The sequence below is a fragment of the Olivibacter sitiensis DSM 17696 genome, assembly GCF_000427965.1.
GTDB classification, from domain to species: domain Bacteria; phylum Bacteroidota; class Bacteroidia; order Sphingobacteriales; family Sphingobacteriaceae; genus Olivibacter; species Olivibacter sitiensis.
Genome location: NZ_ATZA01000064.1, coordinates 1 through 16,025, shown reverse-complemented (window position 1 = coordinate 16,025; position 16,025 = coordinate 1). Strand labels below are relative to the sequence as shown.

The 16,025-nt window shown below is 40.5% G+C and carries 13 protein-coding genes; 3 read left to right on the top strand and 10 right to left on the bottom strand.

The window, feature by feature from the left end:
- Nucleotides 1–252 precede the first annotated feature (252 nt).
- The 6 genes from A37S_RS25610 to A37S_RS0121005 form a co-directional block, all read right to left on the bottom strand.
- A complete protein-coding gene (locus tag A37S_RS25610) occupies nucleotides 253–996 on the bottom strand; it encodes an FN3 domain-containing metallophosphoesterase family protein (RefSeq protein WP_051293368.1) in 744 nt (247 codons plus the stop codon).
- Between the two features lie 256 nt (nucleotides 997–1,252).
- Nucleotides 1,253–2,191, bottom strand: a complete 939-nt coding sequence (locus A37S_RS26460) for an endonuclease/exonuclease/phosphatase family protein (protein WP_084164001.1) — start codon at nucleotides 2,189–2,191, stop codon at nucleotides 1,253–1,255.
- A gap of 15 nt (nucleotides 2,192–2,206) precedes the next feature.
- The gene (locus tag A37S_RS25600) at nucleotides 2,207–3,706 is read right to left on the bottom strand and encodes an endonuclease/exonuclease/phosphatase family protein (RefSeq protein ID WP_084164000.1); all 1,500 of its coding nucleotides are present in this window, start codon (nucleotides 3,704–3,706) and stop codon (nucleotides 2,207–2,209) included.
- A gap of 8 nt (nucleotides 3,707–3,714) precedes the next feature.
- On the bottom strand, nucleotides 3,715–4,602 hold the full coding sequence (locus tag A37S_RS0121015; RefSeq protein WP_028298679.1) for a metallophosphoesterase family protein: 888 nt from the start codon (nucleotides 4,600–4,602) through the stop codon (nucleotides 3,715–3,717).
- Nucleotide 4,603: 1 nt separating this feature from the next.
- Nucleotides 4,604–6,391: a RagB/SusD family nutrient uptake outer membrane protein gene (locus A37S_RS0121010; RefSeq protein WP_036603625.1), complete on the bottom strand. Its 1,788-nt coding sequence runs from the start codon at nucleotides 6,389–6,391 to the stop codon at nucleotides 4,604–4,606.
- Between the two features lie 39 nt (nucleotides 6,392–6,430).
- Nucleotides 6,431–9,673, bottom strand: coding sequence for a SusC/RagA family TonB-linked outer membrane protein (locus tag A37S_RS0121005; protein ID WP_245586440.1), 3,243 nt, complete (start codon nucleotides 9,671–9,673; stop codon nucleotides 6,431–6,433).
- A gap of 360 nt (nucleotides 9,674–10,033) precedes the next feature.
- Between A37S_RS0121005 and A37S_RS0121000 the strand changes: the two genes are divergently transcribed.
- On the top strand, nucleotides 10,034–10,654 hold the full coding sequence (locus A37S_RS0121000; protein WP_028298676.1) for a TetR family transcriptional regulator: 621 nt from the start codon (nucleotides 10,034–10,036) through the stop codon (nucleotides 10,652–10,654).
- On the opposite strand, the gene A37S_RS0120995 is transcribed toward A37S_RS0121000, so the two are convergent.
- Nucleotides 10,635–10,895 (bottom strand): CBU_0592 family membrane protein, encoded by a 261-nt coding sequence (locus A37S_RS0120995; protein WP_036603627.1) that lies wholly within the window; start codon nucleotides 10,893–10,895, stop codon nucleotides 10,635–10,637. The two genes, A37S_RS0121000 and A37S_RS0120995, sit on opposite strands and share 20 nt — an antisense overlap.
- Nucleotides 10,896–11,029: 134 nt before the next feature.
- Nucleotides 11,030–11,719 carry a zinc metallopeptidase gene (locus tag A37S_RS0120990; RefSeq protein ID WP_028298674.1) on the bottom strand — a complete coding sequence of 230 codons (690 nt, stop codon included), beginning with the start codon at nucleotides 11,717–11,719 and terminating at the stop codon, nucleotides 11,030–11,032.
- A gap of 263 nt (nucleotides 11,720–11,982) precedes the next feature.
- Between A37S_RS0120990 and A37S_RS0120985 the strand changes: the two genes are divergently transcribed.
- The gene (locus tag A37S_RS0120985; protein ID WP_028298673.1) at nucleotides 11,983–13,323 is read left to right on the top strand and encodes a DNA recombination protein RmuC; all 1,341 of its coding nucleotides are present in this window, start codon (nucleotides 11,983–11,985) and stop codon (nucleotides 13,321–13,323) included.
- Between the two features lie 39 nt (nucleotides 13,324–13,362).
- On the opposite strand, the gene thiL is transcribed toward A37S_RS0120985, so the two are convergent.
- Both thiL and nadA read right to left on the bottom strand, forming a co-directional pair.
- Nucleotides 13,363–14,409: a thiamine-phosphate kinase gene (thiL, locus tag A37S_RS0120980; protein ID WP_028298672.1), complete on the bottom strand. Its 1,047-nt coding sequence runs from the start codon at nucleotides 14,407–14,409 to the stop codon at nucleotides 13,363–13,365.
- A 55-nt stretch (nucleotides 14,410–14,464) separates the two neighbouring features.
- The gene (nadA, locus tag A37S_RS0120975; protein WP_028298671.1) at nucleotides 14,465–15,460 is read right to left on the bottom strand and encodes a quinolinate synthase NadA; all 996 of its coding nucleotides are present in this window, start codon (nucleotides 15,458–15,460) and stop codon (nucleotides 14,465–14,467) included.
- Nucleotides 15,461–15,828: 368 nt separating this feature from the next.
- Here nadA and A37S_RS25595 point away from each other — a divergent pair.
- On the top strand, nucleotides 15,829–16,025 hold a 197-nt coding region (locus A37S_RS25595), incomplete at its 3' end, for a DUF4372 domain-containing protein (RefSeq protein WP_036602274.1).

Below are 16,025 nucleotides of genomic sequence, written 5' to 3'. Positions count from 1 at the left end.
GGTAAAATCCCAGAGCAAAAAGGCGTTTTCCACCATTGCTGCACTGATAAGAATCCATTTAATCAGTAATCTTGAGATATATTGGATGGTGCAGAACAGCAGGAGAACTTACAGCAAACAGAAAAAACGAAATAAACCACCTTGTATACAGGTAGAACTGTTCTAAAAAACAGGGGGGGGNGGCTTTTTTATCTAATGAAAATATTTACTGATAATCAGTAAGTTAAGTGAGTTTATTGCCTGTTTTTAAGTTTATCCGTTTGGTAGTGAATATTTATCCGTAGGATAGGAAAAATAATCCTTGAACTCTCTCCTAAACTTCCCCCTTGTTTCATGGTTTCCCCTGCTCATGATAAAAGGTTTTTCACTGGCAAAAAGGGCCGTAATAGGCAAGACTAAATGGTCAAAGATCTGCTGTTCATTTTCCTGATAATCGAACATATCGCCGTTGAGAAACACGAAATCGTATGGTTTTATGTCAGGCAACGACAATAGGTCATGAAACGAATGTGGCCTGTCGTGAATATCGTTCAAAATAAGACAAGAAACGCGCTCACTTTCGGCTATAGGTGTCGTAAAGCTATACACTTCACTGCCTATTTCCTTTCCATACACCAGTTCATAGGGTTTGAAAAGGGTAATCTCCTTGGATATTACGCGGTATCGATAGGTCGTCCCTGGCTTTAGATCTTTTAATCGTATGCTATTGATACGCTGAAAGGCTTCCACCAAACCGTCCTCCTCTTCTTGGGCCTTTTCGTTTAATTCACTTATTCCATATTCCACCCAGCTGTAGGATTTATTGGAAGTAGTGAAAACGATATCCACGCTGATAGGCGTCATTGCTTGTAGGTATGGAGGTGACAGGAAATAATGTTCTCCTTCCTCTCGTACTTCCAGCGGTTTGGCCGGCAAGCCCGATGCACCTAGAGCTGACAAAGCCGATACGGCAGTCAGCTGACCCAAAAATTTCCTGCGTTGGTTTGGCTTTTCCATGATTTGATTATTTGTTATGGCTAAAACAAACCAATATTAAACTTATTTGATAGGAAATGCAATGCAAATGACTACGCAATCGATTGACTGATTTTTATACAACCAATCTGTTCCGTGAATTTTTTGCTCTTTTTTTCAAACAGTTCAAACTTTATCTAAAATCGCTTGCTCACCATTCTAAAAATAAAGATGATAAGATCCGTCGTTACTTATTCAAATCTGGTTTTACCTTATTTCATACAAAGTTACTAAGTTTTCACTTCAATAATAACTCTACTACCACCGCTCTATGATCAGATGGCCACTTTGGTATTACCATGTCTGACAGAGCTGATTCTTCGCCTATTACTTGTGCATTCGTTACCTTAATTCCTTTACTCACAAATACAAGATCTATCCGATCATGTATTTCAGGATCACGCCAAAGTCCCTCTACAGAGGTCCAAGTATATCCTGGCTTTCTTTTCACATTGGGGTAAAACGTTCTATAGGCGTCCCTAAAGCCACGCTCTATCAGATAGCGGCTGGCTGGCCAATCAACCATAAAGCCTAGTTCAGAATTATTTCTCTGCTTTATAGCTTTTGCTGTCCAATCTAAGCAGCTGGGTTCATTGAAGTCACCCACTAAAACGATAGGTAGCCCATTTTGCAAATAAGCAGCAATATCGTCCGTCATGGATTGCACCTGATGCAATCTACTTTTTCTCGCCGAAGCCTCCGCTTCCTCTTTTGTTTTCAATTTACCATCTGCGATATCATAAGGTTCATAAGGAGTATACATAAGGTGCATTACACCGAATACTAGTTGTCTATCTTGGTCTAGATTGACTAGAGCAGCCTGAGCCTTCTGTTCCTTATTATCTATAGCTTGCATGGCATAGCGAGCGATAATCGCCCTGCTTCCATCAATAATAAAATAATGCCATCCCAAGCTGTCGGCCAGAAGTTTAGCCCGAGATTGATTATCGGAATGATTGGACGTTTGTTCCTCAAATCCCACTATATCAGCTTTAGATTTTCTAATGGCTTCCAGCTGATATTTGACAGTAGTATCCTTGGGCCATTTTATGCCATCTCCTCCATGCCAAAGGTTGAAGGTCATTACTCTTATCTTTTCCTGTCCTACCGAAACAAGGGCGCTAAACATCAAGAAAAAAGCCATACATAATGTCCGTTTATTAGCATTTATCTCCATAATGAATGATTTATACTAGTTACTTATTTTAAATGTTGTTACCACTGCCCCATGATCTGATGGATACTTTATATGACACTTATTGACAACTTCTGAAGCAAGGGCCTTTATATTTTTTCCTTTGTAGAATATGTAGTCTATTCTATCCTGAAAAGCTGCTGGATTGGCTGGAGTCCATGTGATTCCCCGCTCTTTCAGGGGATCGGGATGCCTTTCACGAAAAGAATCAGTAAAACCTTCAGCTTCCATCACCCTGGTAGTAGGGAAAGCCATGACATAGCCCCCGTTCAAATGACGGGTTTTGTCTATCCAATCCAAATGAGAGCCGCTGTTGAAATCTCCGCAAAAAATAAACGGAACATCTTTACTTACTTGCGGAGATAACACTTCCAATATCTCCTTCAGTATTTCCGCATTTTTGTTTTTTTGTAACTCCATCCATTGCTTCGTGTCTATTGGTTTACCTTTCTCAATCATATCCCAGTAATCTATGGGATAGTTTAGCCAATTACTCGCAATGAAAACCGTATTCCCGTTGACATTAATCTGGGCCGCGGCACTATAAAATGGTTTGTAAGCCTTCAGCGTTGCTTCGATAGGGTATCTGCTCATAATGGAAAGATTGTTACTCCTGAGGTAAAAGTAATAGCCCAGCGCATCGGCGATCTGCTCTCCAGAACCGTAGGTTTCCTGCATGGCGACTATATCCGCACCTTGACTCTTTATCAAATCTACCACTCTTTGAGGCCCTATATATTTCCCTGTTTCCTTCCCTCCATCCCATATATTGAAAGTCATCACCTTCAATGTATCCAATGACTTTACATTTGTTGTATTGTTGCCAACCGATGGGTAATAATGACTATAGATTTCTGCCATCTGATTTGGCGAATAATAGGAAGATCGTATCACCATTTCGTCCAACATTCCATTGAACGCTTCCCATTCATCCATATCGCCCTTTATTTTACCGCCGATGCGTATGGTTACTTTGTTCCCAAATAACATATTGGCTCCAGGAATATGATAAATGGCCACATTCTTTCCATTGTAATACAACCATACTTCTTGCTTTTCGGCCAAATAGGATATTCCTATCAGGTTCCATTTATGAAAGATGGATTGTCTGGTCCTTGTGGGTCGATAACTATACTGTACTTGGCTATTTCGATATTCCCAATACCATGCTCCGTTTGGCTGCTTGCCAAATATCATACTACTCTTAATTGAATCTATAGCCGTGTCTTCCAATGCCAAAAGCTCATACTGCTCCCAATCGTCTTCTGCATTGACCCAAAACTCTATGCTAAATGTTTGATGTACATCTTTATCAACAAGCTGTTTCAGCATGGGCTTTCGTGCATTTGACGTCTTGCCCAAATCAAAGGCACTACCCTTTATCCCTTGACTTATCCCTTGCTCAAAAGATTCCTGAAACAGAATATCTTTATCTTGAGCAAAAAATACTGTTGGACTTACCAGAATCATGAAAAGCATCATTAATAGAAATTTCATAACTCTAATTAAAACAAATGCGAAAAATATTGATTCTCCACTTTTCCATCTTTGTAAAGTTTCAATATAGCATATCCTGGAGATGTTTCCTGATAATAACCCTTACCCCTTGATTCCTCATCTCCTTCTCCCCACCAAAAACCGCTCATGGCTCCATTGCAACAATATTGGACATCATTGTAAGTGCATTGATCCAATAGATGTTGATGCCCACTCAAGCATATCTTCACCTTATCGCTATGTGTATAAAACAAATCTTTGAGACGTTTTCCATCGGCATGGCCGCCACCCACCAGCAATGGAGTAATTCCAAGTATCGGGTAATGCGACATAATCAATACAGGCTTGTTCTTTGGTAAGGACTCCAGCTCTTCTTGCAACCAAACAAATTGCTCTTCATCCAAAGATACACCTTGGTTATTACTGTCCAATACTATAAAGTGCCACGCTCCCTTGGAAAAGGAATGATATCTACCCGGAATTTTAAGTCTCTTTACAGCATAATTTTTCCCGTACATTGCATCTTCCTTTGAAGGAGCCGCCCACCACATATCGTGGTTACCCAAACAACTATAAACTTCATAGCCCTTTATGATTTCCATGCATTTATCCCAAACGGCCCATTGAGACAACATATCTTCCCTAGTGACGTGTTCATAATCTGCGGCATGTATTGCATCTCCGCCATTGAGAAAAAAATCAACCTTATGTTTCAACACTTCTTTTAAGCATAGTTTAAAGCGTGCGGGAATGTTTTCAACATCACGAATATGCACATCCGTAATATGCGCCACAGTAAGTACTGGTTTTTCTATCGCGATACTAGTGTTGATCGGTGCTGCCATGGTAGCACCGATCAACATACCTGACTTTCTTATCCAAGCTCTTCTTTTCATATCAATTCCAATCGAATATCTGCGTAAGGTTGGGATTCATTACCGTTTGGGTGTACGGAACAGGCCTATAATAATACTTGGGTTCGATAAAATTCCTCGCCCTTACATCCGTCACCATGACTCCGCCTGTACTGCCATTGCTCAAATAGACACCAGCGTCTCCTCCAAAATCACCCACGGTATAATATACCAAGGGTATTCCCAATTCATTTGTTTCCCTATTTGTTGGTATTGTTTGTCCCTCTGCAATTAGCTTGATGTCCGGAATACCATCGCCAGTCAAGTCAAAATTACCAAGTCCCGAGAAATACATACCCGTTGGTATTGATTCCAACAATTTACCAGCACGCCACCTCATCAAATCATCATAGCGCAAGTTTTCGAACGCAAACTCCACCCTTCTTTCTCTTCTTATTTCAAGTAAAATACCCTGGTTTGACCCTACTAAATTAGGAAACTTTAGGGCCTGAAAACTGTCTGGATTAGCATTCGCCCAGGCTAGGTCCAAAGCAGGCATACCTGCCCTTTGCCTTAAAAGATTGACGGTTCTGTCCAAGTCTCCTTGGGTCAATGTTCCAAGTTCCGCTTTTGCTTCGGCCAATATCAATAACACTTCTGCAAATCGGTGAACCGGAAAGTCTACTCCATTTATGACCACCTGATCCGTACTGTTCACATAACCCTTCAGTTGGTGGTAGCCTGTAAAGTTTTTGTTCAATTGTAAAATATAAGGTGTACTATTGGGTTCCCTTATCCATCCCGGATAGACAAGAGTCTGTGCCAATCTAGGGTCTCTATCCTTAAATTCCTCTACAAACCCATATTCCTGATAGCCAATCTTATCGGTAAAACGAGAACCATCTGCCATTAAATAGCTCTGTACAAGGTCGCGTGCAGGCGATTGCTCATAGTCTCCAAAAACCGTGCTGTTTACATTCTGGCTTCTATTTCTGTTTTGGTCGAAGATATTAACCAGTATCACTTCCCTATTGCCAAGCAAATCCTGGCTCTCAAACAAGCTTGCATAGTCGTTATCTGGATTACCTGTGCTATAGATGGCAAAATTGCCTGATGCGATAATGTTCTCAGCAGCTGAAACAGCTTTTTGAAAGAACCCTTCTGCTGTATTTTGAAGATTCAGTTCTTCATGATACTTCCGATAAGACCCCTCATAAAGTGCTATTTTAGCTTCCATTAGCTCTACGGCCCATTTGCCAGGTGTTCCCGTAGGTACACTCTCCCTCACGTTGGCCACGGCAAATGCCAAATCTGCCATAACGCTATCCATGACCATAGCCCTAGGATCGCGTGCTTTGTACAAATCTTCATCGTCTGGATTAAGCGTGGAGGAATACCACGGAACATCGGAATATCTCTTTACCATATCATGGTAGAATATGGCCCGATAATACCTCGCCAATCCGGCGTAATGATTTTTGACTTCTTCGGTTACACTTGCCTTCTGGTAATTTTCCAAGAAGTAATTGATATTTCTAAGACGGCTCCAACTCCAACCGCTCGTAATAGTTTGGGACGATGGAGTGCCCGTCATGATATTTTTTACCTCTACAGCAGCAGTCGTAGCCGCGTTGTCGGTACTCTGGTCATTCAAGTAGCTGCTCCGGCTAGCCAGAGAAAGCAGCCCGTTGATATATAGTGACAAATCTTCCTCTGTATTGAAGAAAACATCTGGTGAGATGGATGTCTGCGGGTAACGATCTAAGAAATCCTTATTGCATGCACATAACAGGAATAAGGAACTCATACATATATATAGTAAATTTTTCATGATGCTTTTTTTAATATTTGTAGCAATATATCCTGATATCTAAAATTCAAAGTTCAGCCCTGCGGCATATTTACGCTGGAATGGATAAGCCCACGCGCTGCTACCACTATTTATAGTCTCTGGATCTACGTATTTCTTAATGCTAGAAAACTCGAATATATTCTCTCCCGTAAGGAAAAAACGAAGTCTACTTATCCGAAGTCGCTTGGTGAGATTATTGGGAAACGTGTATCCCAATGTAACATTCTTTATTCTTAAATAAGCCCCATTTAGCAGATATTGCGTATTTGGTATATCTAGCCCACTTCCATAATTGGCATCAGCCAACCAAGACTGCAAGACAGGATATGTAGGATCAAGGTTTGCATCAGCTAGGCCCGCAGCTATATAAGCTGCCGAATGCTTTTCCCTTTGCTCGGGGCTATCACCCGTGGCCCGATAATAATCTAAATGCCATGGATATATATTGGCATAAGGCTGTTGATAGGGACCCCAGAACAGGTAGTGTCTCGGATAAAAATCTCTCTTTAGTACACCTTGCAGAAAAATGGATGCATCGATACCGTTCCAGTCTCCCTTTAGGTTAATGCCTATTCTGTAGCGGTCGGATGTATTGCCAATAACGGTAAGATCTTTCATGTCATTTTCACTAGCACCGAGCTCAATGGCTCCGTTGCCGTCCAAATCCTGAAACTTAGGCCAGCCAGGAACTATAGACAAGGCTCCCCATGGTACGATAGCAGATTGATCTAAAGCATCAATCTCGGCTTGAGAAGCAAAAAAACCGTCGCCTATCAATCCATAAAGCGTTCCAAATTCATAGCCCTCAAAATAGGAGGAAAGCAGTCGTTGATCATTTTTGAATTTGGTAATATGTGCCCTAGAGTCAGAAAGAACGATTTTAGCTTCAAAGCCAAGCGGCTTGGATGCCAGCGTATAGCGGTCTTGATACGTAAAAGAAAGTTCCCATCCTTTGGTTCTAAGATCGGCAGAGTTTTGGCTTGGAACTCCCGTTCCAAGTACAGCTGGCAATTCTTCTCCTGCCGTTAACATGCCCGTTGTTTCGCGAATATAATAGTCGAATCCAAAAAAGAACTTATCCTTAAACAGACCTATGTCTGTACCAAAATTTAAGGTGGCTGCTTTCTCCCACGTATAATTGTTGGGATCGATGGTCAATGGTGGAGCACCTGTTATTATTTGGCGTTGCGATCCATCTATTATATAACTTGATAATCCCGTACCCATGGTTTGGATATAGGAAAAGTCTCCCACATTTTGGTTGCCCAAACTACCGTAAGATGCCCTGAATTTTAATGTGGACAATGCTGGCTGAAGACGTTCAAAAAAGCCTTCGTTGCTCGCTATCCATGCACCAGATATGGAGGGAAAGAAACCCCAACGATTTGTAGAGGGAAAACGAGAGGAACCATCATATCGTCCAGTAGTTTCCAATATATACCGCTCGTTGAGTGTGTAATTAAGTCTTCCGAAAATACTTCGTGTAGCGTACGAGCTATATTGTGCCCCAACCTGTGCTTCTCCCGTAGTTAGGTTCAGGTAAGGCAAAGAGGAAGATATCAACTGGTCTCTATAGGCCGATGTGGTAGACCAAATATAGCTTTCCTGATTGTATCCCGCCGTAAGACCGAAGGCATGCTTACCAAAACGTTTGTTGTAATTTCCATAGAGGTTAAAAACATCGTTTTCTATCTCCCCTCGTCTATCACTCACAAATCCATTTCCACCTTCCTCGCGTATATCATCTGGTCCATAACCAATTTCATATTTCTTAGAGTTTTGCGAATAACGCCAGTACTCGCGCTTAAAGCTGGCATCGCCCGTAATGATAAGATCCCCATTTAGAAGGGTAGCCACCGCATTGGCTATATTTTGAAAACCAAACATATCCTCCCCGTATTCACCACCATCTACTAGTCTAGCGGCAAGTCTTCCTGCTGAGTTATTTCCCCAGGTACCATCAGGGTTCTTGACCACATCAATCGGTTGTAGGTAATAAATATCTGTCAAGCTTGCTTGCGGAGTGGCCCTTTTTGTTTGGTATATATTCATGTTGTTATCCACTTTTAGCCACTTGATAGGCGAAAAAGACAAGCGTCCCCTCATCCCCTTGCGCTGCCAGTAATCTTCTGTAAGCTTATTCAGACCATTTTCTCTTGTAAAGTCCGTAGATAAATAATAGGAAAAGGGCATCTCATTAATACGAGCCCCTCCAGAAAAAGTGAGGTTATGTATCTGGGAAAAAGATGCTTGGCTAAAAAAATAGTCATACCAATCGTTATTTCCCATATATGCCCAACGGGTAGGATCATTTGGATCCAAGCGCGTGTCTGGAAGCGAAGGGTCTTCCGACCGTTCCTTTGCCCATTGATAATGTTGATCACTGAAATTAACGTAGTCCCATGGCGTGTTGTCTGTTGCCGTCTCTAATACCCGCGAAAATATATAAGGATCGGTAACTGGGCGAGGTAGTTCGGTGGGTCTACCCCATGCGATATTTGTATTATAAGAAATGCTTTGTTTTCCAAGAGTCCCTGTTTTTGTTGTTATCAATATGACTCCGTAGGTAGCCCTTGCTCCGTAAATAGCTGCCGAAGCAGCATCACGCAGTACCGTATAAGACGCAATATCGCTCGGATTAAGCCTAATCATGTCCCATGCGTCCGACACTGGAATGCCATCAATAACAATAAGTGGTGATCCGCCATTGATAGATGTTGTGCCTCGTATATTCAAATTAGGTATACCTCCTGGTGCTCCATTTCCATACGTAATATTAAGACCTGGACTAACTCCTTGTAAACCCTGCATGATATTGGCAACAGGCCGAGATTCCAGCTCCTTGCCCGATATTTGGTCAATCGCACCCGTCACATTGATTTTCTTTTGCGTACCAAATCCCACTACGATCACCTCGTCCAAGTTACCCAGATCTTCCTCAAGGATGACCTTCATACTGACCTGCCCATCAAATAGCACCTCTTTACCTTTAAACCCCAATAACTTGAATATCAGGGTAGCCCCAGTTTCTACTCCGATAAGGTTGAAATGCCCGTATTGATCGGTCAGTACTCCTTTATTTGTTCCTTTCACTAATACGCTCACCCCAGATAAAGGCGTATCGTCCACCCCCAAAATGATCCCTTCTACTTTTTTTTCTTGAGATTTTACCGATGCGGGATAGCACATCGTCAAGGCAAGCAGGAAGAAAAGCATGCCTTGTTTCCATCTTTTCATTTGGCTTTTAGTTTGTTGATTCATGATTTAGTATTTAGGTAATTTATTAACTGAATATTTATTCAATTTATTATCGATTTTTTGCTTATTTCATATGTTCATTTAGATAAAAAATATGGAAAAGCGAGATCTTTTTTAAAGTTTCTAGCCAATAGAATAAAACAATTTTAATTATATAATTCTTTAAAAAAATAGTTTAACAACGCAATCGTTTGCGTAATTTAAATTCATATATTTTTGTATTATAATATGTTAAGGCAAATAACGTTTTATTATATTAATTGAATGTTCATTTAATATAAAGTATATATTAAGCACTATTTTTCAGTTTGTAGAATGTAGGTTGTTTTACATTTTACTATTTTAGCTTCATTATAAAATAATATGGGAAGAAATAGCATTAAGGACATTAGACAGAAAGAAATTGTGAAAATGTTCTATCAGGTAGCTAAAAAAGAAGGTCTGGAAAACACCTCTATAGCTAAAATAGCTAAAGTAATGGATATCAACCCAAGTCTCATTATGCATTATTTCAAAACCAAGGAAGAACTGGTTTATGCCCTGGTTGATTTCATTTTGGATAAATATCTTTTGATTTATAAAGTAGAAGTCAACAATGGTAAATCCTTAAAGTATTCTTTGGTAACCACAATAAATAGCATATTCTCAAAAAAATGGAATAGATTATTTGATGACGGTGTGTTTTACAGTTGTTATTCGCTCACTTTCAGGGATAAAAAGATAAAGAACATGTATAAAAACCTATCAAATACACTTCGCAAAAAGCTCGCTAACCTTTTAGATAGTTGTGTAAACGATCATATTATACATATCGAGGATCCAATAGATACGGCAGATTTAATCTATGTACTTATCGATGGTGCTTATTATTATTTGAGTATGATCGATGACAAAATAGAAGCGGAAACAAAACTTAATAATTATAAGAAAGAAGCTTTCAAACTATTGGGTATAGAAGATGCTGCTACTTTCTTACTTGAATAGCTTTTCTAGAATATCTTAATATTCCAAAAAAGGCTATAAAACACCATACGATATTTACAGCTACATTTGGAATATCGCGTACGAAAAAAGCACTTAGCATTAAACCAACCCCTCCTATCAGGTTCATCATTTGATATAAAACGCCATTATATCTTATGATTTTTGCATTGAGCAATACATAAGCAATGGTGCAAGATGCCATGCCAACCCATCCAATGTAATTAACTAGGATATCTTTCATTTCACAGTGGTTTAATTCCGTTAAATTTATGATTTCACCCCAAACTTCACAAATATAATCTTGACGCATAAATAAATAAGCCCACCCGCTACAAACGGATGGGCTGTAATTCTCTTACATATTAAAAGAAACAACTAGTCTCTTCTACCACCAAAGAGGATACTAGCGTAGTAAAGCAGGGTGGCCAAGGATGCCAAAGCAGCTACCACATAGGTCATGGCTGCCCACCAGAGCGCATTCTTTGCACCATCGTGCTCTTGCCTGCTATGGATCACACCTTTATTGGCGTCTAGCCAAGCCAGGGCCCGATTAGAAGCATCAAACTCCACAGGAAGGGTGATGAAGCTGAATAAGGTCGTAATGGCCAAAGCACCGACACCTATCATCAGTAACAAGGGCATCCCTTGAGAAAAATACAATATCACACCAATCATCAGCACCCAAGAAGTTAACCTAGAAGCAACGCTTACAATAGGCACCACGGCCGAACGAAACTGCAACCAACTGTATGCCCTAGCATGTTGAACGGCGTGACCACATTCGTGTGCAGCTACTGCAGCAGAAGCAATGCTCCGTCCGCTATAAACACCCGCACTGAGGTTGACGGTCTTATCAGCTGGATTATAATGATCTGTCAATTGCCCTTCCGTAGAGATAACCTGTACATCAAATATTCCATTGTCGTGCAACATTTTCTCTGCTATTTCCTTCCCACTCATCCCGCTGGAAAGCGGTTCTTGCGAATAATGTTCAAATCGGCTTTTAAACCGCCATTGAACAATAAAGCTTACTACCGCAATTCCTATAAATAATATCATTCCCATTTTTTCTTTTTTCTTATTGAAATCAAATTACATACCGTTAGTGAGCCATATGGCTCACTAAGTCCAAAAATCACTAATTTTGTTAAAATTAGCTGTTTTTTATTAAAATAGGATTAGAATAAATTGAAGGACATGACAAAATGTAATATTATCCTCCTTTATCATGACAATATATCACATTTTCATTTCTTTCATTAGTCATAAAAAAATCCAATCTTAGCATATTAATAATATCAACCATATCTATCGAATCATCGCAGCAAATGGAAAATATATACATCATTGGCCTACTTGTAATTGTTTTAATTGTACTCTATTTCTTCCTCAGAAAATCAAATGAGTCGGCTTTTAAGGAAGGTACTCTGGAAGTGGAAGAACAGCGTCTTCTATTAGCGAGGGCAGAAGAAAAAAATACTTGGCTAGAGAAAGAAAATGAAAAGCTGCACCAAGAACTGAAAGAAACACGCGAAAAACTTGGTATTTCTGAACGCAGCTTAGAGGGCATGAATGCCTATTTCGAATCGCAGCGAGAAAAACTAAACGAACAAAAGCAGGAAATGGCGGATATGAAGGTACAGTTCAACAAGGAATTTGAACTGATAGCTAATCGCGTACTAGAAGAAAAAAGCAAAACCTTTGGTAATACCCATCAAAAAAACATCCACGAAATACTGCAACCATTAAAGGAGAATATCAAAGCCTTTGAACAAAAAATAGACCATACCTATCGCAGCGAAGCTGCCGAGCGGAATGCCCTAAAAGGTGTCATTATTCAGTTAATGGAACAAAGCAAGCTTATTCGCGATGAAGCGAATAACTTAGCAAAGGCCCTCAAGGGAGATAGCAAAAAACAGGGAAATTGGGGCGAAATCATATTGGAAAGGGTTCTCGAACGTTCAGGACTAACCAAAAATAGGGAATATCGCATACAGGTAAGTATGAGCAATGAGCTTGGTAACAGGCAACAGCCAGATGTTATCATAGACCTACCAGATGAAAAGCACCTTGTCATAGACTCTAAAGTTTCGCTTATTGCATATGAAAAATGGGTCAATTGCGAAGATGAAATCGAACGCCCCCTATATATCAGGCAACATATCGTTTCTGTACGTAACCATATCAATGAATTATCCAAGAAAAATTACAGCAATCTATACCAAATAAATTCTCCAGATTTTGTTTTGCTATTTATGCCCATAGAGTCCGCTTTCAGTATGGCAATTAGTGAAAATAACGAGCTTTTCAGTGAAGCTTGGGAAAAAGGGGTTGTTATGGTAAGTCCGTCTACCTTGCTAGCCACTTTACGTACAATTGCCAGCATGTGGAAACAGGAAAGGCAAACGCGAAATGTACTGGAAATAGCCCGCGAAGCGGGCGCGCTATATGACAAATTCGTCGGCTTCATGGAAGACATGGATAAGGTAGATAAGCAAATAGGTATCCTAGCCCGTATCCATGAGGATGCCCGCAAAAAACTGGAAACAGGCAGGGGTAGCGTAATATCCAAGGTCGAAAAACTAAAGCAGCTGGGTGCAAAGGCCAGCAAGCAGCTAGATCAAAGCCTATTGGAAATAGATAAAGATGACAATAACGATAATGAATAAACAATTATTTCACGTGGAACATTTAGTAAAGTCGTATAGCTATACGCCCTTACTAAATGCATTCCATCCCTGTGCGGTAATGTCGTGCACATTTCCAGATTTTGAAATGAGTTGATACCCCTCTGATTCACCAGTGATATGGCCGATTACGCTGATATCTAAATTTCCTTTAACTTTTTCGTAATCAGTCTGTTTTATGGTGAACAACAACTCATAATCCTCACCCCCACTCAATGCACAGATAGTAGGATCCAATCCAAACTCGCGAGCAGTTTCATAAGTCATGGGATCTATGGGTATCTTTTCCTCATAGAGTTTGCAGCCCTTTTGCGATTGCTTGCAAATATGTAATATTTCTGAAGCCAAACCATCCGAAATGTCAATCATAGCCGTAGGCTTAATGCCCAAATGCTTAAATAGTTCTACAATGTCCTTTCTGGCCTCTGGCTTCAGTTGTCTCTCCACTATATAGTCCTTCCCTTCCAGATCAGGTTGTATATTGGGATTTTCCAAGAAAACCTGCTTCTCTCTTTCCAAGAGCTGTAAGCCCACATAAGCACCTCCCAAGTCACCGGATACACATATCAGATCGCCCTCTTGTGCCCCATTGCGATATACGATATCTTCCTCATTGGCATAGCCTATACTGGTAACACTTATGACCAATCCTTGCTTGGAAGACGAAGTATCACCACCAACCAGATCAACATCGTATTTCTTGCATGCCAACAAAGCGCCTGCGTATATCTCCTCAACCGCTTCTAGAGGAAAACGACTGGACAGACCAATGCTAAAAGTGATCTGAGAGGCTATGCCGTTCATAGCGTAGATATCGCTCAAATTAACCTGTACTGCCTTATATCCCAAATGCTTAAGTGGTACATAGCGTAGGTCAAAATGTATGGCTTCCAGCAACAAATCCGTAGAAATAAGCGTTTGCTTCCCTTTAAAGTCCAAAACAGCAGCGTCGTCCCCAATTCCTTTTTTACTGCTATTCAGTTTCAGTTCTATAGACTTGCTAAGATGCTCTATTAGACCAAACTCGCCTAATTGTTCCAGATTCGTCTTTTCGTTGTTGTCAAACATATATCCTTGTTGTCAGTTATGAGTTGTCAGTTATGCGGCCTTTCGGCCTTAAACCTTACAGCCCTAGTCGCTCTGAAATTTCCAGCATCCGCTCAATGGGCTTTCTGGCCCTATCTATGATATCCAAAGGTACATCCACCTCTGGCAGTTCATACTTCATGCAGTTGTACAGCTTCTCCAAGGTATTCAGCTTCATATGTGGGCAATCATTGCAGGCACAGGCATTGTTAGGAGGTGCCGGTATAAAAGTTTTACGCGGATTGGCCTTCTGCATTTGGTGAATGATACCGCTTTCCGTGGCTACAATGAACGTATCGGCATCGCTTTTTGTACTGTAGTTCAGCAATCCAGTAGTAGACCCGATATAATCGGCCTCCTTCAGGATATGCTCTTCGCATTCCGGATGGGCAATGAACTTGGCTGCTGGATACTGCCTACGCAAGCTATATATCTTGTCCTGCGAAAATATCTCGTGCACCATGCAGGCACCGTTCCACAACACCAGATCCCTTCCCGTCTTGCGCTTCACATAGTCGCCTAAGTTTTTATCGGGACCAAAGATAATTTTCTGGTCTTTGGGCAAACTTTCCACGATCTGAACCGCATTGGAAGACGTACAGACAATATCACTCAATGCTTTTAGCCCAGCTGTACAGTTCACGTAGGTAATGACCAAATGGTCAGGATATTGTTCCTTAAATTTGGCAAACAAATGCGGTGGACAACTGTCAGACAAAGAACACCCAGCTTTCAGATCAGGCAGAAGCACCTTTTTCCCTGGCGAGAGTATCTTTGCCGTTTCTGCCATAAAATGTACGCCGGCAAATACGATAACATCCGCATCAGTCTTGGCCGCTTGCTGTGAAAGTCCCAAGCTATCGCCTATGTAGTCGGCTATATCCTGTATTTCAGGCTCTTGGTAGTAGTGGGCCAGTATTACGGCATTCTTTTCCCGCTTCAGCCTGTTTATTTCATCGACCAAATCGAGCCGAGGATCTATGGCTACATCGATATAGCCTTTCGCATCTAGTTGTTCAGTATAGTTTTCCATTATTGTCTTTCTTGCTCTTGTAGCAATGCAACGAAACAAAAGTACACAAAGAATTTTAAATGGCCTCTTCGTCGCTTTGTCCACATTCCAATCAATAAAAACAATATTAATATTAAATATTCTTTATTGTTTATTAGCATGTGGAAAGTGGGAATAAGTTTTTGGCTTTAAGATAAGGTTTTTGTTTTCTTATTTATTTTTCAACAGCTTGTCCACAGATTTGAATCGTAAAGTAGTTGTAAATCAAATGGAAGATATAAGTGAAGTATTTTTTTAAATCACTACTGACCGACAAAAAATAATTTAAGGAGCTGCCATATCTGGCAAGCTCCTTTTTTCATATTTTGGTTTTACGACAAACTAAAAATATGAGTGATAAAAATACAGAAAAGAAATTAGTCGGTCAGCCAATCTTCAAACAATTATTAGGTTTTATTCCAAGGAACAAATTTGAGATGCTTGTGAGCAAGCACCGGTCTGACCGCTATTACAAGACCTTTGATTCATGGACACAACTCATGACGATGCTGTTCGGAATATTCAGCCGATGTGATTCTATGGGCGA